Annotated in this window: 18 protein-coding genes; 13 read left to right on the top strand and 5 right to left on the bottom strand. The window is 44.5% G+C overall.

The annotated features are described in order from the left end of the window. From B9N89_RS32030 to B9N89_RS30040, 4 genes are all read left to right on the top strand, one after another. A partial coding sequence (locus B9N89_RS32030; RefSeq protein WP_234996203.1) for a hypothetical protein occupies positions 1 to 253 on the top strand: 253 nt, incomplete at its 5' end. Between the two features lie 438 nt (positions 254 to 691). Continuing rightward, the gene (locus tag B9N89_RS30050) at positions 692 to 2,692 is read left to right on the top strand and encodes an alpha/beta hydrolase (protein ID WP_132326101.1); all 2,001 of its coding nucleotides are present in this window, start codon (positions 692 to 694) and stop codon (positions 2,690 to 2,692) included. Between the two features lie 168 nt (positions 2,693 to 2,860). Beyond that, the gene (locus tag B9N89_RS30045; protein WP_132326103.1) at positions 2,861 to 4,072 is read left to right on the top strand and encodes a hypothetical protein; all 1,212 of its coding nucleotides are present in this window, start codon (positions 2,861 to 2,863) and stop codon (positions 4,070 to 4,072) included. Continuing rightward, a complete protein-coding gene (locus B9N89_RS30040) occupies positions 4,069 to 4,614 on the top strand; it encodes a hypothetical protein (protein WP_132326105.1) in 546 nt (181 codons plus the stop codon). The genes B9N89_RS30045 and B9N89_RS30040 overlap by 4 nt, the downstream gene beginning before the upstream one ends. Positions 4,615 to 5,134: 520 nt before the next feature. Here B9N89_RS30040 and B9N89_RS30035 read toward each other — a convergent pair. Beyond that, complete coding sequence (locus B9N89_RS30035) at positions 5,135 to 7,474, bottom strand: prolyl oligopeptidase family serine peptidase (protein ID WP_132326107.1); 2,340 nt, start codon at positions 7,472 to 7,474, stop codon at positions 5,135 to 5,137. Between the two features lie 90 nt (positions 7,475 to 7,564). Then, positions 7,565 to 8,257 carry a transposase gene (locus B9N89_RS30030; RefSeq protein ID WP_159455742.1) on the bottom strand — a complete coding sequence of 231 codons (693 nt, stop codon included), beginning with the start codon at positions 8,255 to 8,257 and terminating at the stop codon, positions 7,565 to 7,567. Between the two features lie 24 nt (positions 8,258 to 8,281). On the opposite strand from B9N89_RS30030, the gene B9N89_RS30025 reads away from it, so the two are divergent. Continuing rightward, complete coding sequence (locus B9N89_RS30025; RefSeq protein WP_132326111.1) at positions 8,282 to 8,461, top strand: hypothetical protein; 180 nt, start codon at positions 8,282 to 8,284, stop codon at positions 8,459 to 8,461. Positions 8,462 to 8,881: 420 nt separating this feature from the next. Beyond that, a complete protein-coding gene (locus tag B9N89_RS30020) occupies positions 8,882 to 9,994 on the top strand; it encodes a hypothetical protein (protein ID WP_132326113.1) in 1,113 nt (370 codons plus the stop codon). A 153-nt stretch (positions 9,995 to 10,147) separates the two neighbouring features. Here B9N89_RS30020 and B9N89_RS30015 read toward each other — a convergent pair whose 3' ends face one another. Further along, positions 10,148 to 11,644 carry a S28 family serine protease gene (locus B9N89_RS30015; RefSeq protein ID WP_132326115.1) on the bottom strand — a complete coding sequence of 499 codons (1,497 nt, stop codon included), beginning with the start codon at positions 11,642 to 11,644 and terminating at the stop codon, positions 10,148 to 10,150. A 346-nt stretch (positions 11,645 to 11,990) separates the two neighbouring features. On the opposite strand from B9N89_RS30015, the gene B9N89_RS30010 reads away from it, so the two are divergent. Then, complete coding sequence (locus tag B9N89_RS30010) at positions 11,991 to 13,139, top strand: serine hydrolase domain-containing protein (protein WP_132326117.1); 1,149 nt, start codon at positions 11,991 to 11,993, stop codon at positions 13,137 to 13,139. 41 nt (positions 13,140 to 13,180) lie between these two features. Here the strand turns inward: B9N89_RS30010 and B9N89_RS30005 are convergent, their stop codons facing one another. Beyond that, a complete protein-coding gene (locus B9N89_RS30005) occupies positions 13,181 to 13,495 on the bottom strand; it encodes a hypothetical protein (RefSeq protein WP_132326119.1) in 315 nt (104 codons plus the stop codon). Between the two features lie 55 nt (positions 13,496 to 13,550). Between B9N89_RS30005 and B9N89_RS30000 the strand changes: the two genes are divergently transcribed. From B9N89_RS30000 to B9N89_RS29975, 6 genes are all read left to right on the top strand, one after another. Continuing rightward, positions 13,551 to 14,669 carry an XdhC family protein gene (locus B9N89_RS30000; RefSeq protein WP_159455741.1) on the top strand — a complete coding sequence of 373 codons (1,119 nt, stop codon included), beginning with the start codon at positions 13,551 to 13,553 and terminating at the stop codon, positions 14,667 to 14,669. An 11-nt stretch (positions 14,670 to 14,680) separates the two neighbouring features. Beyond that, a complete protein-coding gene (locus B9N89_RS29995) occupies positions 14,681 to 17,440 on the top strand; it encodes a xanthine dehydrogenase family protein molybdopterin-binding subunit (RefSeq protein ID WP_132326123.1) in 2,760 nt (919 codons plus the stop codon). Beyond that, entirely contained in the window at positions 17,437 to 17,961 is a 525-nt protein-coding gene (locus B9N89_RS29990; protein WP_132326125.1) for a (2Fe-2S)-binding protein, read from the top strand. The genes B9N89_RS29995 and B9N89_RS29990 overlap by 4 nt, the downstream gene beginning before the upstream one ends. A 295-nt stretch (positions 17,962 to 18,256) precedes the next feature. Then, complete coding sequence (locus B9N89_RS29985) at positions 18,257 to 18,715, top strand: hypothetical protein (protein WP_132326127.1); 459 nt, start codon at positions 18,257 to 18,259, stop codon at positions 18,713 to 18,715. A 272-nt stretch (positions 18,716 to 18,987) separates the two neighbouring features. Continuing rightward, positions 18,988 to 19,764: a hypothetical protein gene (locus B9N89_RS29980; protein WP_132326129.1), complete on the top strand. Its 777-nt coding sequence runs from the start codon at positions 18,988 to 18,990 to the stop codon at positions 19,762 to 19,764. 243 nt (positions 19,765 to 20,007) lie between these two features. Next, positions 20,008 to 22,494, top strand: coding sequence for a hypothetical protein (locus tag B9N89_RS29975; RefSeq protein WP_132326131.1), 2,487 nt, complete (start codon positions 20,008 to 20,010; stop codon positions 22,492 to 22,494). Positions 22,495 to 22,860: 366 nt separating this feature from the next. On the opposite strand, the gene B9N89_RS29970 is transcribed toward B9N89_RS29975, so the two are convergent. Further along, the coding region (locus B9N89_RS29970; protein ID WP_143478303.1) for a transposase at positions 22,861 to 24,166 on the bottom strand (1,306 nt) is incomplete at its 5' end.

The following is a 24,166-nucleotide window of genomic DNA, read 5'->3' as shown; positions in this document are numbered from 1 at the left end:
GCTCATCCGTGAGCTCAAAACGACCAGCCAAGGTGTGTCTCCTAGAAGTTTCGAGGATCATACACCATTTTTAGGTATTCGTCAGACAGAACCTAGTCGTAACTCTAATCGAAGAACCATCATCCGGATCGAAGAGAAGGATCTCAGTGCCTCCAACACGGGATTCTTCACTGCGTTCGGAATGACATCAAACGTGAGGGTGAAGTATCTCTGTATCGTGCAAGTTCTTCCAACACGAGATACTAATTCTTAGAAAAATGGAAGGCCAAGGTTTGATCATTCGACGGTTTTAAAAATGGGGCTTGAAGACTAACTTAACAAATTTCCCTTCATCTTCGATAAAGCATGGATTCGCGGCTCTAGGTTTCTCGAACGAAGGTGGCCGCAGTAGTAAATAGCTCTCTCGTGATATTACCGTATAAACATACCCTTATCCTTCACTCTTCCAATAGCATCCTATCAATAAGGTTGTCAGCTTTGCCTATTAATCCCCTAAGTATCTAAAAAGCCTTCGACAATCCTCTTCTAGCTTCTGCCTCATCAATCCCTTTGGACCACTTCGTTCCTAAGCTCTCGTTTTTCATCTCTATAAACCTTTGTAATCATTGTTCTAAATGAGGTCCATCGGTGGCCTGTTTTTTGTAATGTGAAAGGCAAGGCACGTTTACAAAGAAATGAAAGGAGGCTGGCGATGCTTTGGATTCTAGCAATGCTTAGCGTGACGGTAGTAGGACTTCAAGGAGCATGCGCTGAAAAGCAAAATTATAGGAAGGCGCAACGTACGGAACAATTAAGCAATGAATCTGAAGAGGATGGTGACCCATCAAAAGCACCCTTACAGGAGGAGTTTCGTCTGAAAAGCCAAATACTCGAAGATATTGATCCCTTGGAGTATGGTCCCTATGAATTTCAAAACACACCATATGCTTCAGAACCTGGGGTTGATCCAGTTGTGCTCCCGATACCTGAAGTCAATGTTGATGCCCGTGGGATGATCTATCTTCCCCTTGGTGTGGATCCTAATGAGAAGTTTCCCGTGATAGTTATTTTTACTGGAAACCACTCATCCTGTGGTATCGAAGCAGCTGATCCTGGAGATCCAAGGGTCGATGTTAGCGTCGAGTATCGCTTAACAGGTGCATGTCCAGAAGGACAAATCGAGGCTCCGAGCCATTTGGGTTATGAGTATCTTGCCCGACAGCTTACCAGTTGGGGTTATGCGGTGGTCTCTATTAACCCCAACCTTGGTGTTCAAGGAGTTAGTGGCCTATTTGAAGATGATGCACTTCTAATAAGGAAAAGAGCTGCTCTTTTAAGAAAAAATATTGATTACATTAAATCTGATGTCCCTCTCGGTGATAGGCTCGACTTTAATCAACTAGGCTTAGTTGGTCACTCTAGAGGTGGCGAAACCGTCCGGGCATTTTATAACATATACGATGAGCCAGGGGAGTTTCAAGTTAGGGCCATCTATGAGATTGCTCCTGTAGATTTTGGCACCGGTGTCGAGGCATTTGATCCAGGCGGTATTCCCTGGGCGGTTCTCATTGGTGCTTGTGATGGTGATGTCTCGACCTATGGAGGTATCAATCCATATTTAAGGTTAGCTGCGCAGAAGGAAGGTACGAGCTTTAAGACGATTACCACTCTACTTGGGGCGAATCACAACTTTTTTAATACCGAATGGCAAAATACTGATGCTAGGCTTTGTCAAGGAGAACAACAGGAACTTTGGGACTATACAGCTCCCTTGAGTCCTGAGGGAGAAGAATTCGGTATTGGAGCGCTCAAAGGGGTTAAAGGGTCTGAAGCCCAACGAACAATGACAAGAGCCCTTGTCTCAAGCTTTTTTAGAGCTTTTCTTGGAGCACAAAAGAAACCAGAGTTTGGTCGCATTTTTGACCCGATTTACCGTTTGCCAAGTAAACTGGATGACATAGGTAAGGTACTAAGAGAGACGACTGACTATACCCAGTCTGCATTCGTAGACGAAGTCAGTTCGCTTGGTACTGTCGGCCAAGAATATATAGAGTTTTCTAGCAATATCCAAGATGTTGAATTAAGGAACTTAGTCGAACTAACCTGGCAAACATCTTCATCAGTACTATTCTATCAGTCAAACCTTTGGGAAGATGAGAAAGACCTGAGTGAGTATCAAACCCTTAGCATTCCCATTGCCAGAAGAGAAATTTGTAATATCTCTATTATCCAAGAAAACTGTGCGCCAGCCATCGAAATGGATTTTTCTATTCAATTGGTTGCAGCTGATGAAAGCCTTTCGAAACCAATCCTCGCTTCGAGTATCTTGAGTTTATCGAATATTATTAACCGTGACTTTGAATTTGCAGGGAATTCCCTCTTATACAAACCATTGCTTTTCGACACTCTGGTGCTGCCTATTGCTGAGCTTTCGGGGAAACTTGCCTCGGTGTCTGAGGGTGCCTTTGACTTCAGCCAGGTCAAGGGTATTCGATATACATTAAATCAGAGTGAGGCAGGGACAATATTTCTAAGCAGGCGGGCTCGGCTTAGCAAAAAAGCTATTGAGTTCAGTCCAAATCAACCGGTCGGGAAGTTATCCCTTAGGAATAGAACACCAAAACCTGAGAACTCTTTGCAAAGAAAGCAAAAACGACCGGGAGTGGAACCCGAGCAATGGAAAACTATAAAACGGAAAGCTATCAGAAGGTAAATTGTACCAGTTGGGGGGAGGAGTAGTCGAAAAGCCCCCTGAAGGTGCAAATATTTTATCCAGTGGCAGTAGTTTTATCAGGAATGTCAGCAATAAACGTTCGAAATCCTTAGCTTGATTCTGTGGATTGCTTCTTGCTGCTAAGTTATCTCAGTCGAAAGGGTGATCATGTGGAATCTGAATAAATATGAGAAGCTGCGCCTAGCTGTGATGGAAAAGTTAGATAAAAATGCATTTCCGAGCAATGAAGATAGAGCAAAATTCGCTTTGGACAGGGTTCAACAGCTTTCCAGTAGCGCTGAACCCACTGAGCAGATGGAGTGCTTTATCAATGTTATGGTTAGTTTTTCCATGCATCTAGACTTGAAGCACCTAAAACCGAAGCAGATATCTAACCTCATGGAAATTGGGACAGCTATACTTAAAATAAATGGAGTTCAAAAAAAATCTTCCCATTCCTCTGTTCTGTACGGGCAGCTATGTATGGCCAAGAGTCAAATACATTTCGTGGAGAGGGACTATTGGAAAGCTTTAATTTTCCAGCAGAGGGCCATACAAGTTTCCCCTAAAATCACTCCCTTTGGTGAGAGCTATCAAGAGTTTCTTTTTGGTATCAAAGCATATCGCCTAGGCTATATAGGTATGGCCTTAAATCACTTTGAAACAGCTTCATCTGATGAGGAGTTCGTCTATCGAAACCATGCCTTATTATACGAGATTAAGTGCAAAAGGCTTTCGGCCTACCGCCTTCCAATGGACATGTTAGGGAAAGGCATTCTACAGGAGCCCTATTGGAATGATTCCGACCGTTTAGAATTACAATGGGAGCTACTCAGGAAAGATATCGACCAAGGTCAAAACTTTCAAGAAATGCTGAGTCTGGTTTTTAAGACTTCTTGTTCTGTTCCTGAAAGCTATAAATTGGAAGCTATGCTCATAACTTTTTCTCATCCCAAGAGTGCTTTCATCAACTTAATTCCTAAGACAAAGATCCAACTGCGGTCTCAGTCTGATGATCCAGAACTTAAAATGATGAGAAAGTTCCTGAAAACTTTATCTCTCTGCTACGATAAATCAATAGATTTTTCCGTAAGGTTAGGAAAAATTACAGAGGTTTCTGATCTTCCCACATCCTTTTCTATTCCAGATTTTACTTTGCTAGCACCACTGGCGCTCTGTCGCTGGTTCCTGAGGCACAATAATTTCACTTTAGCAAAATTCTACTTCGCTGAGTATTCCAGCCTGAGTCTAAAAATGAGCATGGGTAGCTCCTATGATGTATCAAAACTGGCTTCTGACATTGTAGATAGGCCTTGGTGCAAGGGGCTTATACAAGATAAAGCTCGAAAGACAACTAGCTCTGAAAGGGAATTCTCATGAAATTTCTATCCTTAATTGCCATGTTTCTGCTATTTACCTCATGCCAAAAAGATTCCTTCAGTTCTCAAGAACATCGCGTTGTAGGATCAGCTGATGCAACGAAGCCAGTTGTCACAAGAACTACCCCTACAAGACCCACTGAACAGCATGGAGGGCTTCCTGGTTATCAATTAGATTGCAGCTTGGTTGATCATAACCAAACGACGGGAGAACAGCTGACCTTAGGCTGTGGATTAATAGGGGAGAATTTCGATGAACGAAATCCAGCCTTTGCCGATGACTTCACAAGCTATGTATTAAGCATTAGCAGCGGTGATCCAACAATAACTATCTTTGACCTAGGCAACAGACCTAAACTAGGGCATGGTTTTTCAATCAGCAGCCCAAATGAAATCGATGTAGACACCTTTTTGGCCGAAGCAGCCATAAACTTTGTCGGATACTATGCCAATGGAAACGTCCTCATTCTGAATTCGCTCTTGGCTAATGTTATTTCAGATACATCTAGGCAAACAGACCAGACTCCAAATACACCTAATTAGGGGAGTTTAGACTTTAAAGGGGTGGATCTGCTCCTATTTTGTATCGTCTCTGGTGCGACAACCAGCATAGGGTGAAAAGGAACTTCAGCGACTGATTGCTAGGCCACGATTTGGAATTCGTCATTGAACTTTACTTGTTCCATATGTGATCCGTGAGGCAGCACCTGCCTCTTCCTAATCATGTGCATAGTTTCGTGCCACGGATCGTCTTGTGGGCTGCCCAAATTCCTTTGAACTTTACTCTTGATCCTCTGTGATCACGTAAAGGAATAGCGCAGATACCGCCTGAAACAAGGAAGAGTGATTTTGGATTGAATTTCTTCCATTTGAACCGACTATCTTTAGGTATCATGGTATATTGCCATCTCTTGGTTAAAAATTAACGGGGACTATACCATTTACAGTCAATTCTTGCACCAGAGTCCGATTTACTAATGTAGGAACATTATACCTACTTTGAAAGAGCAAATATGGAAGAGGGGGGACATATTGAGCCCGAGAAACTCAGGCTATCTCTCTATTACTGCGAACTATCGTTCAAGACTTCAGTCAATTTGTCTGAATAGCGCCAGTTAGCATCAAAGAAGCCAGTTAGTACTGACCCTTCTCCATTAAAAACATGGAAATCAGCCAGCCCGTTCCGAGAGGAAAAAGGTTGGTACCTAAATAGCAGATACTCACTCCCAGATGTCACAGTCCATGCAGCTGAAAGCCTATTATTCTCTGGAAAAATGAGACCTAGCATAGAGTCTCTAAGAATCTTATCTCCTACTTTAATTTCATCTTTCTGCCAGCTAATTTCCATCTGAGCTGGAATATCTAACTCATTGAAAGGGATTCCTAGGTAGACAAGGTTAAAACGCTCTCTTGTTTTTTCATCCAGGGCAGCCCAAGGTAAGGAGCAAGATTGCCCATTGCCAATAATCGACCATTGGGTTTCTAGATAGGAAGCATATTCTTCATAAATACGGGAACCTGTCTCTTGATAAACAAAGCACCATGGCTTGTGATAGACTTGATTCATAGGTCCATAAAGATCTTGTCGTTTACCGCTTTGATCACCTACAAGAATTGTACTTTTCTCATCGACATCATAGTGCGTACCATCAACCGACAAAGAGCCTACCCCCCAACCTGCCAGCATCTTGGAGTTGATTTCAAGTGATCTGGCGTTCGTTGTCTCTAACACCAATTGATTTCCTACTTGAGATGAAGCTATAGAAACATTTTCAAGGGGGGACCAAGCTGAACTGACCTTAACAAAGGAGTACTTGCCATTAACTGAAGGGTTCGTGCTTATAAAACGAAAATCCCTCTTATCCTGAATCGTTGTTTGTTCCATCAAGCTAATCATAGGCTCCCAATCGACACAATCAGATCCTGCTTCTTCATTGACATCCCACCAATGTCCCGCATTTTCCTGACGATGAAAGGTTAGGTTGTCAACAATTGGCTCTAAAAGCTTGAACATAGTTTCGGCTTGCTGCGCAGGAACGTTTTGGTCATCCATACCATGGATGATATACACTAGATTACTCCTGAGATTACTAACAAGATTAGTGGTGATGGACGCCGACCGTGCTCTTCCCAATACACCCGATGCAATAGGGCTACTGCCATAGGTATTGAAAGAAATCCATCCTGCACTTGGAGCGACAACACCGAATCTATCTGGATAGTTCACTCCAAGATGCCATGTTCCATGCCCACCCATCGAATGCCCAGTAAGATGCGTTCTCTTTTTATCGGTATTGAAGGCGTTTTCAGCATCCTCCAAGGTCTCTAGAGCATCAAGCCGCCCCCATTCTTCCCAATCAAACCCAAAAGGTCTGCGATTAGTAGGAGCCACTAAATATGCCCAAGACTTCGCCGAATAGGCATTAGATTGTCCCGTAGCTTGCACACCAGCACCATGCAAAGACAGAATCATCCCTGGCTTTTCTACCTCAGGCTCCTCACTAGGTGGTAAAACGCCATAAAACTGAACTGAACCGTCCACTTTTGAGCGCTTAGTTCGTGCATGGTTTTGGCGCCTACTAACAATCTTAAGGTGAAACAGTCGCTTATATATGCGATTAAGGCTCTTCGACTTCACTGCGATTTCAACAGGAATAGGCTGATCAACTAAGCTTTCAGACCAAGGCCCTTGTGGTTCTAGCCTGAAAGCAAGCTGAGTCATGGAAGCAGATCCAATTGATCTGTGAACTATTGTAGATCCTTTGAAGTACTGGCCTTTTAAAACAGATGCTTCGACATTCTTAACTGGAGTAGAACCTAAGTTTAACAAAGGCAATCCGAGCCATAGAGTGCTGTCGTCTCCTACTCGTAAATCGGGCTTGGTTAGATCATCAGTGTTAAAGGTAACCCGATCAATAGTCTTATAAACGCTAATCTCTGGCGTACTCCATGATCCGAACCCATATGCTACAAGCAGATTCTTGCCAGGTTTCGTAGCCAAAGGAATACGAATTGTGCCACTCCCATAGACATCGCCACTTTTCTTCCAGGCATTGTTAGTATAGAAGCTGATGATCCGATCACCTTGGACGTAAATATGCTCTCCTGGCTTAACATCGATCTCGGTTGCTACATAGAAACGTGAGGCACCTCCAACATCTAGTTTGCCGCCCTCTCCTGCTTGGATATTGCTCCAGGTAACACTTCCATTGATTTGTCCTTCTTTTGGTAAACTAAAACTACGGTTCTCCAAAAGAGGACGAATGGGGTCATCACTAGGGTTATCAACCACACCAAGGGCCCAGGTAACAGATGTTTCCGATACTTCACCAATTTCTGCCTTACCTTGTGCGCTTAAAAGTCCCAGAAAGAGCGTTAGAAGTACTAAATGTCTAATAATCACCGTTGTCTCCTGTAAAATAGATTATTTCTTTCTTGAAACAAGAGTGAATAGCGATGTTTGATCTAAGAACTGGTGAGAGGCAAGTTCTTGCTAACCCACGTTAGCTAGAGGTCCCTCTCTACTAGGGTCAGTCTTATCAGCCATAAATTTCACCCAGTCGACCCCATCTTGATTTGCTCCTATAAAATTTGGAAGGCTTGACCTGAGAGCACTAGAGACTACTAGCTCACTAGGTTCTATAGAGCTATTGATAGTACGGAGCCAACCTTTAAAAGAAAACCAGACTTGATCTTTGAATTTGATTGCTAAGTACTTCAACAACCCTTGAGTTATACAACCAGCTTGGATATGGATATGAAAAGCGTTTATTTTCTTAGTTACGCTATCGCGATACTCGGCGGCCTCTCGGTGCAAATATTGTTTGTTTTGCCCTCGCTTAATAGGCTTCATGGCTTTCATCCAAAAATGATAATTGAAAGTACCAACAGTATGAATAGCTTGCTTGAATCCGGTTTCAATTAACCAACGACTTTTATAGAGATCGATGACTGTTTCTGGAGCTATGTCCATCTTTGTTGTCATTAAAATGGCTCGACCTTTTGATGATTCTACGAGAACAAATCGGATCAATCTTCCTGCGCTCTGCCAATAAAGGTCAATGCAGTGATAGCGACTATCGCCATATTCAATGGCAATTTCATCAAACTGGCTAAAGAGAGAATTTAGTTTTACTTTTTCACCTTTTTTCTTTGGTCTGCCTCGCTTACGCTTGCTTGGCTGCACTGCTGGATAATGAGCTGATGTGTTATGAGCAACGCGACTTACCAGCTCAATGCCTGCGGGTGTGTAACAAACCTGAGCTCGGAACGATCAAGTAATGGTGCCATTGATCTTTCTGGTACACTTGTGGTTGACGACGAGTTGAACTTTGATCCTGAAACACAATCGATTGTTTGTGCAGTAGACGCAAGTGCTAAATCGGGCTGAACGGATATCAGAATCTGCATTAAAATCAATCTGGATTTCCTCGGGGCAGACTCGAGATTTCAATATACGAGTTGGCACACCATCTGGTTACGTTTTCAATCAGCAAGGCTGGATGGCAGTAGGGCGCTGCTTGAAATGTGAAGTCCTCGAGGTCTATTATTCTCCGGGCAGTGTTATTGATTGCAACTGAATATAGACTCTAATGCTCCTTTTCAAGAGGAGCTTCCATCCCGCTTAAGCTCCTAATCTATCTTAACCCACAAGAATTACACATAGAAATTAAGGTGTCTAAATAGCGTGATCTCCAATGTTGAGTATTTTGACAAGTTTGTTTGGCAAACCTGAGAGTAATCACCTACTAAGTCGAAATTGGGTTTGCTAGGTTCCGAATGTCGCAAGAACAGGAATCTGGAGTTAAAGATGATTTTGAAAAGATTGAACTATGCCATAATATTCGCCTGGCTGGGAATCGCTCCTGGGCTACCATTTTTAACCTCCTGTGCCCAGGATGATAACAACAGTAGCCCTCAAGAAGAGGCCCCACTGACAGGAGGCATGACCAGTGGGGGAGGTGGCACGATTACAGCGCCAGGGATTGAAGAAAAACTGGTGGAATTGACGGTCAAGTACCTGAAGAGCGATATGGCGGCCTTCCTCAATTTTCAAAGGCTGGCTTTTATAATGGATAATGACTTTGATCAGGAATTGGTTGATCACTTTTTTTTGGAGGATAAGGACGTCTTTCAGGTGCTGAAAGACACCAAGGTGGTCGCCACCCAAGATTGTATTTCCGAACAAGCTGATAAGGACGCTCGTTTTGATCCCGATGATGGGATCTGTTTCAATACCGGCAAGCTTGCAGGCAAACTGGATGCCAGTAACTACTATGTACAGATCTTCGCCTTGGGAATTCATGAACTGGCTCATGCCATGGGTTACGGTGAGGCGAAAGCTGAAGAGCTCCAAGAGCGTGCTTTTAAGCGAATGGTTGGTGCGGGTGCCGAAGTCATCAAGGAGGCGGTTTATCAAAATTTCCTCGCCATAGATGATCTTGCATTCTATAGTCAAGAATTAGCTGGACCGGCAAACGAGTTTGCGATGGATCGATATAAATGGATAGGGCGTATCCTGACTAGGTTAGTGGACCAAAACTATACCTTCAACGGTCTAGAGTTAAATTATCTAACTATTGATGGCCAGGTGGCCCTCAATGAATTGCAGGCTCATGTGCAGTTTCTTAAGGAAAGCTATTATCTGTGGTCTCACGATCCGTTTTTTAAACCTCTTGCCTTGCAAAAGGTCTTCGCTGAAGACGATGCCCTTGTGCCCCCTTGCGGAGAGTTCATGGGTTCAGGACCCGTTCAAACTGACTGTCAGTTGTTCCGAATTGTAGATGGTCACGGTCAATACTTAGGGGATGAGGCCTTTCAGAAGGAGTTCGACGAGATACAAAGGCTGATTCAGGTGCTGAAATCTAATGCCATCGTACACATCTTTCCTGACGACCGACCATTTTTTCAATCCAACAAATGATGATACTTTATCTCCAAGGTTGGTAGATGAAACTTGCGAGATTCGTAATCCGGCTAATGAAGATAAGGATCGATACTTGAAGAAAGTTGAGGAGCCTAGACTCATGTCTAGGCTCCTTTGGTTATCCCTTTGATAGGGCAATGATAGAGTCCTTTAATCAAGTTGATTCTTCTTATAAAAATATTTTCGTAATATACTGGACCTTGTTTGTATCTGGACTTGAAACTGTTTTTGATTCGAGTAGGTCAATCCCAGATCGGTGCTTTGTGCTGGTTCTTCAAGCCACTGGGAAAGCTGAGCCATTGCCTGCTGCCTATCCTCTGGCCCGAGCCCCATTATGTTGGCCCCATGGTTACCGGCAGGAGCTATATACCTAAAGATCTTATCGTTGCTACCCAGATCAAAGGGGCTCCCTGTCCAAGGGTCGTTTTCTCCATAAATAAACAGAATGCGATCTCCTTCATCTTGAACCCATTTTTGAATATCTTCCATAACAGAGGGATCATGAGTAGGGTCTTGTGGAATATTCTGCAAGCTTTCGGGGGTAATGAAGGTCAATGAATCGGCGATGGCATCTATGTTGCCAATTTGCAGCGGGGATCCTAGTTCTCGAGCTGCTTGGTAGAGATAAGGAGGATTCAGATCAAAGTCGAAAGAGGTTTCTGACACCAAATCAAATTCAAGTTCTGGTATATCACCCGAGGCAGGTGGCTCCAGTAGGGCCCTCGCGAAGTCTGTGGCTTGGCTATTAGTATCCGGCAGGTTAGGGCAGTTATCCACGCTAGAATACTGCCAAAATCCCCAAGGGAATCCAACAATCATGTCTTCGAAGGCGAATGGTACATCTTCTGTGGGTTGATCAGTTTCTGTGTAGAAATCAGTCATGATGGTTTCAACTTCCTGCCTCACTTGCAATCCTGCTGACTGGAAATTGGCCAGGGAATCTTTACAACTTTGGGGGCCAATATTATCTAGGTATTCGATATAGCGTACGTCTGGCGATGCATAGGAAATAGGAGCTACATAAGGGACTGTGACATCCACATCATTAGGATAGTAGCGACGATGAAATACTGCTGACATACCCCCTTTGCTCGCTCCTGTGGTAAGCCATTTGCCTGTAAAGTGCTCTTTAAACATCTTGATCAGTTCATGGTGATCCGTCGCTGCCTGCCAAATATTAAGATGCTCGAAATTATCTTGTGGAATAGACTCGCCGAAATAGCGATACTCGACAGCGATTTGATTGGCATCGAACATTTTAGCTAACTCAACCTGTCCAAATATCAAGTTATTGTAGCCTTGAGTCACGAACACAGTGGGACGGTCGGCTCCTTTGTAGATAAGAGTCACGACCTGTTCGAAAGTCCCATCATCGGGATCTTCATGATCGATAGCTTGCTTAACTTTCATGACATAAGCTGTCATGCCGTTGGCTTGGCCAGCTGCAGAAAATTTAATTTTTGTTTCCTTGCTTTTAAGAAAGTCTTCAATGTTTAACAGAGCAGGATCCATCTGCTGAGGTGTTGCTTGTTTGTCAGCTTGTTCTGCGCTGGCTGGGGCTCGTTGGGGTGCTCGATTGGAAAGTTTATTGGAGTCACAGCCAAAGGCTGTTAGCACGGTAGCTAAAAAAATGAGTTTACTAATCATGGTCCTTGTTCCTTTCTTGTGCTTAAAAGAAAAAAGCAAGACAAGTGCCACAAATGCTAGGTTCCCAAAGACTTGGTAAACAACTTCTATGATTAGATAAAACAAGATGGCTAATAACTTTTTTTGAAACTAACATGTATAGAAATAATCCCTTAAGCTAAACTATTCAGTAGAAAGTATTGAAATATCAAAGTTTTAATGAATGTTTTTAGATTCGTCATGTAGTTCACAGGGATTTATATCTGCAAATTCAATCTAAGAGTCTATTTTCAGGGAACTTAGTCCTTGCCAATTGGGATTCTAATGGAAAGATAGTTGTTTTGTGACTTGAAGCCACGACTGGCTTGTGCTTAAATTTTTCAAAATCAAGGATCAAAAATCAAAGACTAGGGAGACTTCCACGATAGTTAGACTGAGCTTAGGTGTCATTACAGCATTATTTATAGGCTGTGGAGAAAAAGATAAGGACCAAAGTAGCCCAACTATTCCCCAACTAAAGCTGTCTGGGCCCGAAGAAGAGGGGATGGAAGCCGAGTCTCTAGAGCAGGCAAGAGACTATGCCTTTAACATTGCTGAGAACACTCAATCTCTCGTGATTCTGCGCAATGGCCGCATTGTTGCCGAGTGGTACGAGGAAGGCAAGGACAAGGATAGTTTAGGTACCAGTTGGTCGATGGCGAAAAGTATGGCCAGCGCTCTTGTGGGTATTGCTTTAGATAGAGGTGAGATCGATAGCCTCGAGGTGCCTTTAAGTGATTATTTTCCAGACTGGGAAAATGCTAAGATTGACAATATCACTCTTCGCCATTTGTTAGAGATGAGGTCCGGCCTAGATTGGAATGAAAATGAGCAAGCTCCTGTCATGGCATTGGAGAGTCAAGACCACCTAGCCTACGCCTTGAATCGTCCGGTTGCCTATGAGCCTGGTCAAAGATTTAATTACTCCAGCGGTGATTCCATGTTGCTAGCCCAGGTTATCCAGCAGGCGACAGGAGAGGATCTAGCTGATTATGCGGAAAATCATCTTTGGCAGCCCATAGGGGTCAACGCCGATTGGTGGAAGGATGGAGAGGGCAACTACCTGACTTATTGCTGTGTAGACGCAACGGCAAGAGACTATGCAAAATTTGGGCAGTTGTTTTTGGATCTAGGGAAGACAGGCGATCAGCAGGTTATCTCTGAATCTTGGGTGCAGGAGTCAACAAACGCTGCACCGGATTTGGATCGCTATGGACTTCATTGGTGGACTAACAAGAATGAATCCCAGGTGATTGGTGCCCCGGAAAATATGTTTGTCGCGGCTGGTTTACACGAACAGTTTATTTTTGTCTTTCCTGATCAAAATCTTGTTGTCGTTCGTAACAGTACCTATCGTAGAACTAGCGAAGAGGCGGTGGCCGAATTGGGTGTTGGGATCGAGACTCAGGGTGATCCTAATTGGGATTCGGCATCGTTGATTTTACCGATTCTTAAATCAGTGGGCTACACACCTTAGGTTAGGGATGGATTTTGTCAAATCCCACTCTTTGTTGAATCCTAAGCCGAACGATCGTCAACCAAAAGAGGGATGACCAGGTGAAACTTAAAGGGCTGATAGGGACCGTGGCGAGTGCCCTCGAGTCGAATCTGGATATCTCCTCCCCCGCTGCGGATATAACTGGCTACAGCATCTAGGCCCACCCCGCGGCCTGAGATTTCGGAGACCTGTTCTTCGGTGGAGATGCCAGAAGCAAAAATAATGTTGGCGATTTCTTCTTCGCTGGCCTGTTCGGGATTGATCAGCTCTGCTGCGAGCCCCTTCTCTTGGAGACGGGGCATATCAAGGCGCGGGTAGATGGCTTTGAATGTCATCCAAAACCTCCTCTAATTTACTGATTGAAATTCACTCGGTTGTCTGAGGATGGTAGTGCGAGAAATCCAGCAGATAAAAAAGTATCTTGCCCAGCAAAGTCAAGACGATCCCTCCTCTTGGATTGTATTAGCTACTATCGTTCGAACTGAAGGCACCACCTACAGAAAACCGGGAGCTGTCATGCTTCTCCTTGACGAAGTCCGTCAAATCGGTTTGTTGGGAGGAGGATCTCTAGAAGCTCAGATTCATCGGGATGCTCTGAAGGCATTGAACGAACGACAAGCTAGGCTCATTTCTTTTGATCTCACAGATAAACATGAAGCTTTGTTTGGCTATGCTACCGGTTGTCCGGGTAAGGTCGATATCCTTCTGGAACCCTTTCAAGTTTCAAGTATTGTTGATGATCCTGCCAGGCAGGCTGCTATGCTTGGCCAATCCCAAGGTAATTGGGATTGGACGGCACTAATCTGGAAGCCTGGTGGTAGTAGCGCACAGTTGGTCTCTCGCGTTTGTGGAGGGAGTGATCAAACAGTCCTTTTTGGAGAGGTTGATCAAGGGGCTCTGGTTACTATCAAACAAGCAGCCAATCAAGGCCATCGTGGTGAGCTACAGGTGAAAGCTGAGTCCAACGTCAATATTTTGCTTCAAGATGTTTTCCGTGTTCCTCATATCCATATCTTTGGAGCCGGAGCTGACGCAGATCCCTTGATTGAACTCATTGTGTCCCTAGGGTGGGACTACAGTATCTACGATCATAGGATTGAGCCAGAAGACGAAGCTCGTTTTCCAAGCTGCTCAGAGGTTTTTAATAGTTACCAGGTACAAAAGCCAGTGAGTCCCCGCTCAGCGGCTGTTTTGATGACTCACAACTATTACAGGGATGGAGAGATCCTGAGCAATCTCTCTAGCCAAACGTTTGATTATGTGGGCTTGTTAGGCTCTAGAAGCCGCAAGCTTCAGATGATAGAAGATGGGATTTGGCTGGACTTTCATGTCCATAGCCCCATTGGTCTTCCATTAGGGGGCCGGTCTCCTTGCGCTATAGCCTTGGCTATTGTTGCAGAGATTCAAGAGTCCTTTTTTGGAAGCCATGGGGTTGGTCATGAAGTTCGCTCCAAACACGCTTTGGAAAAAAATGGGGAGGAGCCACCCCCAATGACTGTAGATATTTAAAGGAGACTGAAGTGCACGAAGACTCTAAAGCTGGGGTTAGTCGACGAGACTTTATCCTTGGATCAACCAAGATTGGCACCACAGCTGTGGTCATCAATTATCTGGGCACCGATTTGTCCATGGCTAAAGCAAAGGAAAATATCATTGGCCAGCCCTCTGGTGCGCCAGAAGCTTGGGGGCAGGACCTTAACAAAGTACCTTTTCGCTATGACGGCCTAGCCAAGGTCATGGGTCAGAAACTTTACGCTTTCGATATCAGAGCTAAAGATTTAAAAGGTTGGCCTCTTGATGAAGAACGAGCGGTTATTCTTCGTGCCAACGATGCCAACAAGGTCTTCGAAGGGATCGATTCCAAGAAAATCAAAAAGGAACTTGGTGTCGATCGGCTAGTCAGTAGCCCTGACCTTGAAAAAGCCGGGATAAAGCCAGATGGCTTTTTTACCTCTAGTGTCATGGCTCAAATAGGGAAGGACCCGCAGTTTTTAGGCCAACCAGTGGGCTTAGCCTATTTTTCAGACACTGAGCGATTCCTGGATGTAAGGCCAAGACTTGCTGACATTTCTAGCTACTTGAAATTTGGGGCATCTACTAAATCTGAATCGGCGAAGGCCTATGGTACAAGTCGTATTGTGCGCTATACGGATGACAAGGGCCAAGAGCTGTTCTCCTATGCCAAAGACGGTAGTTTCCGTCCCCCTTGGCAATCTCCCAACCTGAATGGTTCTAATAATGCCCGAGCTAGCTACTATGCGGAGAAGATCAAGAAGGATTTAAACGGCAATAAGTGGCAGCTTGTTGAAGGAAAGTTCGGCACCCAAAGCGTTGATCCAGTGTTCATGGAGGCAGAAGGCGGGTTAGCTTGGTATGATCCTGACAAGAGAGAGCTTCACATGACTTTGGGAACCCAGTCTCCCTTAGATGATGCTGAAGGTTGTTTGAAAATGCTTGCTAAGGCTAAGAGCATTAAAATCGATAGGGTTGTAGTCAATACTTGTTATCCAGGTGGGGGATTTGGAGGCCGCGACCATTCGGAATTTCCTCTTTACCTATGCTTGGCAGCGATCTTTAACCCCGGAAAATCTATTCGCGTTGTTCATTCCCGCTTTGACCAGTTCCAAGCTGGCCTCAAGCGCCATGCAGCGCAGATTAAAACCAAGCTGGCAGTTGATAAGCAAGGTAAATTTCAAGCCTTTCATACAGATATGACCTTGGATGGTGGAGGGCAAAATAACTATAGTTTTGCAGTCCAAAATGTTGGTGGGCGGAATGCATCATCTGGGTACGCTTTCCCTCGCTCTTGGGTAGACTCTCAAGCTAAGCCGAGTATTGGTGTTCCAGCAGGTTCTATGCGCGGTTTTGGTAGTTTGCAAGCAGCCTTTGCTATGGAGTGTTTGGTTGATGAGGCAGCTGAAAAGTTAAAAATAGATCCGATAGACCTACGGATGAAGAATATCATTACTGATCCTCAGGCAGTGCATACAGGAACAGTACCGCTTTTTAGGATTAATTCTGATCTTCTCCTAGAAAAAGCTAGGCAGACGTCTCTTTGGAAGAACCGGGATAGGGATAAGAAAAATCGCTCTAAAGGCGATACCTTGTACGGGGTCGGTGTCGCCTTAGCGGTGAAAAGCTACGGTAAGAACCCAGGTGATACATGCTTATCGACGGTCATGATCGATGCCGATGGTAAGTTAAGTATGCACACCAACTCAGTGGATATGGGAAATGGAACTGCAACGACTCTGCCTCAATCCTTGTCAGGTCCATTGGGAAGGCATGCAGACCAGATCAAGATGGGAGTTAGCTCTGAATTCGAAGCCTTGAAGCTATATAGTAAGCGAGCAAGGAGTCAAGAAGATCAGGATAAGTTTGCCAAGGACCCTCGTTGGGTTCCGTTTAAGGCAATGTCGACAGCAGCCAGCGCCGGCGCTTATCAGATGAGGCATGCTTGTATCCAGGCAGCCGAAGTTCTATTGAAGCATGGACTATGGCCAGCAGCTCTATCCATTTGGCAAAAAACTCCGGAACAACTTCCTTGGCGAAAAGATCAGATACGCTGGGAGGATGGTGCTCTATCTGTTCCTGGGCAGGTTAAAATTCCATTGAAAACCTTAGCAGCTCAAGCTCATAAAAAAGGCCTGGTGACAGGGGCAATGGTTCATACCTATTATCGAGCTGGCTGGACTACTGCTCGGTATAGCATTGAAGGCCAGGATCAAGAGCTTAAGGCAGATGCATTAGCTCTGAGGCATGGTAAAGGGGAAGACTTTAAAGTGCTCACCCGTAGTGAGGTAAATTATCCTCCTATGAGTCACTTTGATAAGGGGGCTGATCTTTACACTCCCTATGCGGTGGTTGCTGCTGTTGAGGTGAATCGTAAGTCTGGAAAGGTAAAAGTTGTTGGTGGTGAGACATTCTTAGACTGTGGGCAAGTTGTAAACAAAGATATTGTTGAAGGGCAAATGCACGGCGCTTGGGCCATGGGAATTGGTCAAACCCTATTTGAAGATTCTCCTAAGCACGAGGGCGGTCCGGGACAAGGAGGTTGGAACTTACACCGATATATGGTTCCACGAGCCCGTGACGTTGCTGTGGAAAGTGTCAAATTCAATATTGTTTCAGGGCCGGTTCAGGATCCCCCCAAAGGGATGGCTGAGGTTGTGCTAAATGCAGTGCCACCTGCCATTGTCAATGCCATAGCACACGCAACAGGAAAACGATTTCGTCAGCTGCCAATACAGCCCAAAAAGATCTTGGAGTCACTATCATGAGTAAAAAAGTTACTGTCCAATTGACGATAAATAAGAAGACTATCAAGGAAGAGGTTTCACCCCAAAGAAGTCTTGCTGATTTTCTTCACGAAAAACTTGGCCTGACTGGTACTAAGGTTTGTTGTGGTATGGGAGTTTGTAAAGCTTGTACTGTCGCTGTGAAGCGAGAAGGGGAAAATAAGCTCGAAAGAGCCCAGTCATGCATCACACCAGTGGCTAGCTTATCTGGTTCAGAGATCACCACTGTAGAAGGCTTATCTGAAGAGGGCAAGCCTAATAAGTTGCAGCAGGCCTTTCTCAAGGAGTACTCTTTCCAGTGCGGGTTCTCAACCGCTGGCTTCTTGATGGGGGCAACCCTGCTGATGGATGAGCTAAAGCGCCAACCAGTGAAAAAGTCTGAACTCGATAGTGCTATCGAAAAAAGCCTTGGTGAGCATGTTTGCCGATGCACAGGCTATGTTCGTTACTATAAGGCCATTAAAGAAACGATTCTCTCTACACCTGGTTTAACCACCGCCTAGTGTCTTACAAAGTCGCAAAAAAAGGAGGGCTTCTGTTTAACAGAAGCTTTTCCATCGAGCATTTGCGGGACAACAAGCCCTGGCTTCTATCCAGGATCACCCAACTAAAGCCTTCCAAATCCAAATAACTTAATAGATCTTGCTCCACAACATACTCCAAATCTGATCAATCAGATTATAGCAGAGCATAAAATCGAGGCCTATAGAGCCAATTTAATTAAATAAAGACGCTGCCCTTAGGACTAGACAGGATCCGGTCGATAAGAAACATGCATCCAATTAATTGGGAATACCTATGGGCTTGTTTATTAAGGCTTGGCTAGTCATCGTCACTTTAAGTGGGACAGCATGCAGTGATTCAGACTCAACAAATGACAGCCAAGAAAGCCAAATAAATCAACAGGTGGCCGATACCAGTGCTTCCGAGCCAATTCAGGTCGGAGGGGCCTTTCTTGTTTCTTGTGGCCTGGACGCAGCCGACGACCAATCCTTTGTTGGATGCAATGGAAATCAATTCGATCTAGGCTCAGCTGAAAGCCGAGCTTTTCTGATTTCTACAGAGCAAGCTGTGATTCTCAACGAAGGGCCTCGAACCGACTCTTGGCAGGCCAGCTACTGGCTTCCAGATAACGCAGACACCCAAGGCTTTTTCCGCTTAGACCTCATCGGCGAGGACGGCGATGCTGCTGGGATCTACATGGAATCTCTGGAAACTTTAGCCGGTTCATCGAGCCTTTCAGGAATCTCTCAGTGAGCATTAGTGCTGTGACGGCCTACCATACCCATGGCCCAAAGGCGGTTTTGGACCTAGAAGAACCCATTAACTGCAAAGAGAAAAGCTCTTCCTTACAAGCCACGATTAGTCCTTTTGGGTAGCTGTGGCTTATTCGAGTTTAGCTAAACCTTATATAAATTTAAAATTAATAATTTAATAAAATTCCTTGATAATCTAAGATTTTGTATTAATATAGATTCCGGTCACAAGCTAACATGTCATATTGACACAAAATCAAGGAACTATAGATTATGAAATTCATTGCGAAAGTTATTCTGTCCGCATCTGTAATAGCGACCTCTGCTCAAGCGGCTACCTGTCTCGACCAAGTCAAAAACCAGCCAGCATCTGGCTACATCAATGTTGATGATATATACTACGAACTACAAGACTCCCGACTTCCTAACTGGCAAGAACTATTTGCTTTTAAAACAGTCAAAGCTTTAGAGTCTCGGCTAGGTGACGAGTCCTGCGAAGCCTTGAACGTCACTGCCGAAGACTTTGTTTGTAAAGCCGGTGAGCAGATAGTTTGCGTCGCTAAAGACTCTGATCGAAACCTGTCTGTAGCAGTTGTCAAAGACTACGTTGATTCAGCCAATGTTGTGGTTCTTGAATCAAGTCAAGATGCTCGCAAGTTTCCTCTTTTTCAAAGAGAAAATGATTTCGCCGAGCTTTGGCTTCCTAATCCAAACGCTTGCTATGCAGGCTTGCTCAATAACTTTAGCGGTGATAGCGCTGTCCATACTGTGAGTGTACAAGATGAAAAAAGATGGTCCGATGGTCGCTTCGTCCTTGCCGCCGGCCTTCGTAAAGTCGTTGAAGGATTAGTAGCAAAATACCAAGAGTCTGAAGACAAGACTATCTGTAATTACGAAAAACTGGTTCTTAGAGCCGACGCCCTGAGCTGTCGTTACTTCGGTTACGGTGTCGAGGCCTGCTCTATCAAAGGAACCCAGTCTGGATACTTTGAGATCTTTAAAGTAGCAGGATCCGACAAGCTATCGATCGTATTTAATCGCTTCGACTAGACATCGAATGACAGAAACAAGCTTACCACACGGATGCACAAAAGCCCAAGTTTATGATTCGATTAACTTGGGCTTTTTCAGGTCCCTGTCACCCTCGGACGAGGAGCAACCTGCCCGACTTGTTCGCCTGTTCCTAAACGAATTGCCATTTTATATCTAGGGTATTTGTAAACAAGATTGTCATTTACAAGGAACCCACACCCTGCTATTTATGCGTATCCAGAATGACTCATGGAGACACCTGTGATCTTATTTCTAGTTACCCTGATAATCCTGATGAGCTTCTCTTGCCAGGAAGCCAGCAACACCTACGATCCCTTGGTCCTCGAATGTGGCAAAGCCGAAAGTCTTGAAGCTAATCTCAGACCCGTTCTTAACCCTTCATTTAAGAAGATTGAGGAACCAGACCTAGAAGTTTTCATAAAGGAACTTCAAGGTTGGAAACTCCAAAAAAATGTTTTTTCAAGCCGATCTTGTCTACAGATAAACCCAGAGCATACCTATTTTATTCGAACTAAAAATAAATCTCTCGGTCAAATTTTTGATGGGTCACGGGACAGTTCCGAAGCAATTGTACTCGAGCCAATCATTTTTCCTCCCTTGAACAACCTATGCCCTGAGGCTCTGTACTCCAGTGACAAACAAGTCCGGCTTGATTTCTTCCAAAACCAGCTTACTCCTTCAAAGTTCTCTGAACTACGCAGGCTCACTGTAGAGATCTCTTCCGGCCAGAAAAAGATCTATGGGTGGGACCTTGTTGATCTCGCCCAACTGGGCTCGCTTCAACTTCCAGATAATGTACTTCTGCAACAAGGGGAATACGATCTCACAATCATAGAAAATAATTATCTGCAAGACATCTTTGGACTGAAAAACACTTGTAAATTAAGAATCGATTCGTCTGAACTGGATGTCATGGTTTCCAACTTGATCCAAGATGTCAGGACCATCAATGGTCAGGACGTAGCTTATGTTGATACCAACTACGCTTTAGACTTCCTCGTACCAAGTGGGTTCCGCGATGTCGAAGTAGAATACTGTGTCACAGAAATCTCTTATGATCAAATTAGAGACTTTGCTAACAACGATGAGATTAGCCCCTGTATCGAAGCAAACTCGTTTAGATCTGGAGCTGTCACTATTTTGGATAAAGGCTTCTTTGATCTAAAATACCTGGCCAAAAAAGGCAACATCCAAACTAACTGGAAGAGAACCATCATTGGGATAAGAAGCCTCTGCACAGGTAGCATCCGCAGCGACGGAATTACGATCAGAATGCTAGACCCTAGAATGGATTACTGTACCGATTTAAATGGGAAAATCGATCTAATATTAGGAAAGTCAGTAGAAGACAATGTCTATGAAGAGCTCAAGTACATATCAAAGTTAAATGGCAACGGAGCTATACAAGGCGATGTGGGCCAAGGTCGAGAACTATCATTAGTCACTGTCAACGGCAACTTCCGGATCACAAACTCTAGTCTAACCAACCTTGATTTCTTAAACGGACTCAATGAGGTTAACGGTAGACTCGAAATCATAAACAACGACAACCTTTTGAATATGGCTGGCCTGAGCTCCCTTCGGCAAGTCTCCATTCTGAGAGTGTACGATAATGATTCACTCACGAAAATAGAGTTCCCAAGGCTAAGAAGAGCTCTAGAGTTGGACATCAAATCAAAAACTGATTCAATCGTTGACTTGCCAATACTAGAAGCGTCGAGCTTGATTCTCGTCGAGAATGAGGGCCCTTCATCTTCATTGATTTTTAAGGATTTGAATGAGCTAGAGTTTCTCGACCGACTAGACATTAGAGCAGAAGTGATCGAGATGCTACCTGGCGTCCCTCAAATGACCAAAATAGAATCGATTAGTTTAAGTATCTCCGGCGAACCAGAGATCACCGATTGGAATTTTGAGGAAATAGAAAGCCTTTTTATCGGTGGGCATGTGACTCCGAGGACACTTACCAAACTAACAGCGCCTATAAAGACCATCGGTCAATCATTAGCTCTCAAAGGGATCACAGGAATCTCCGACCTTTCTCACCTGAGCCACATTGATCTTGCAGAAGGTGCCGACGTTAAACTCTATGAGATGCCCAATATCATGTCTATCAGTGGCTTACGATGGCCTCAGAATATGGGCCAGTTGCGCCTTTCAGGGCTCAACATCGTTAATCTTGTCGTTGATATCGGTGTCAACACAATGGGGAGCCTATGGGTTCTGGATAATCCTAAATTGGAGACCATTTCAGGATTCAAAGGACTGACGACTGTCTCAGGAGCTATCTATTCAGAGGGCAATGACATCCTTTCTTCTTTGGCAGGATTTGAAGACTTGGAATCTGTAGGAAGGCTGATATTGGCCAACTCCAGTTCCAGGAGTCTTCATATCCAAGGACTCCAGAACCTAAAGTTCATAGGTCGAGACTTTGTCTCCTACTCACCATTAGATGAGGCCAGCGGTCTAGTCTTACCTAACCTGGAGGGAATCGAAGGCCGCGTCCTTATCAAAGTGGATGGCGACTGTGCCCCCTCTCAGTTGAGGCCTCGTTTCAAGCAGCTCCTAGCAGCCGACTTTGACCTTTCACCTGTAGTTTATGGTGGCGAGCCCGAATTTAGAAATTTGTATCGAGAAGTTTTCGGTGATGACGTCTACTCTCGATCTAACCCCATTTTCTTCAACGGCTCGATGGACTTGGAAAACTGCCCCGACCAAGATTCATAAGGGGCTAGATCATTGTAGTAAGCTATCAGGTAGTTATTTCTAGGATGCCGTACATTGCTGGTAGAGCGACTTCAATATCGGTCTAATGACACCAGTGCAAAATACCGCGGTCAACTCATCCTTGATTAAATTCCCCAAATCTTTGATGACCTGGATCACCTCTTCCGCGGGTAGGTAAAACGAATCAGGAAATTCGGATCTCTGATTCTTACCAACTATTACATTATGACATAATTTAATGTGAATCAATCCACCCAGTTTCCCGTTTTTCATCTTGTCGTAACAAATTAGCGAAAACCCAGGATAAGATTGTCATAATTTTGGGTGGTTAGAGAATTTGTAGGTAATAGAAGATTAGTGGCTTTATTAGCAAAAGCTCTCATAAACATACTCTTTGTCGATCTTCATACCTATTTGTGGTGGGTCCGCCCCCAGGCCAACATGATCCAAGATCTTGTTTATAGCATTTGCCTCCATTATCGCTGCGATTACTCGCACACTTCCACCGCAACAAGGGCAAACAGTTAAATCAATGCCAAAAGTCCTTTTAAGTAACTCAGCCCAGGGTATATACCTCGGTGCCAAACCATCCTCCGATTCAACCTTAACCCCATCAGAGTTCCGACCTTCTTTCAGCGGATCATCTTGCACGGTGGACCCGACTACTGAACTGCCGACTATCTTAGGGCGAAGTTTACTATGAGAAGAAAGACAACCGTAGTAGTTTACTTGATGCTTGTAAGGCGGTGGGATCATCGATGCTAATTTCTCGATGAATTCCATAGGGGAAAACATGACATGAGTCGCCCCATCATAGGAGCTTTTCAGTTCGTAGAGGATATTGCCATTTTCATCGAGGCTTATACGCTCATGAGACACTGGGCCACGACCCAAGTAACGAAGAAGTTTTTCTAATCGATCTCTTTCATGGGCCTTGATTGACGTGGCAGCATGGATCGAAAATCCATTCATCGATACACAGCCATAAGATTGACTTTTAGGGATTTCCTCCTCAAAGCCGAAGCTACTTCCTATTCTTCGCACCCTTAGACCAGCCCTTGCTCCCAAAGCAATCCGGCTAGAAACTGAAGCTCTCTTCAGATGAGATAAAGCTTCATGCTCTTCATCTCTGTCATCACCGATAAAAACCTCTTCACCGCCCTCTGATAGCCGCCCCGTCTTCCGTAAATCCTTGATCACACGGCGAGAGACTCCCCGCACGACGCAGGCCAACTCATCGTTTTCAATCCCTGGAATACGAGTGAAGATTTGGCTACCACCTTCTTCTGTAGTGTAAAGACCATCCAAGACCAGAAGATGATAGTGAAGATTCAAATTGAGAGCTCCACCCGCTATCTGAAGAAACGACACTATCCCTGTTTCCCCACCCCTAACACCAAGTTTTCTCCCTTTCTTGCGGAGATAGTTATTGATTTCTGCGCAGAAGATCCCATTCACTTTTTTCAAAAGATCGTCATCGGAAGCCATCCAATAACGAAGCTCAAAGGGCACCGATAAGACCCAATGCCTTGTCGGTACAAAGGGGATCACATCATCCGTTAGGTCAATAGCTCTCTCTGACATTCTTCGACCCGCACAACTTGGGCAAAACCCCCGACATTTGCAGCTGAAAGCTACTATAAGAGACTCGGAGCAATCCGAGCATTTTAAT

This window comes from Pseudobacteriovorax antillogorgiicola (assembly GCF_900177345.1).
Taxonomy (GTDB): Bacteria; Bdellovibrionota_B; Oligoflexia; order Oligoflexales; family Oligoflexaceae; genus Pseudobacteriovorax; species Pseudobacteriovorax antillogorgiicola.
The sequence above is the reverse complement of the archived record's forward strand: the minus strand, read 5'-3'. Positions and strand labels throughout refer to the sequence as shown.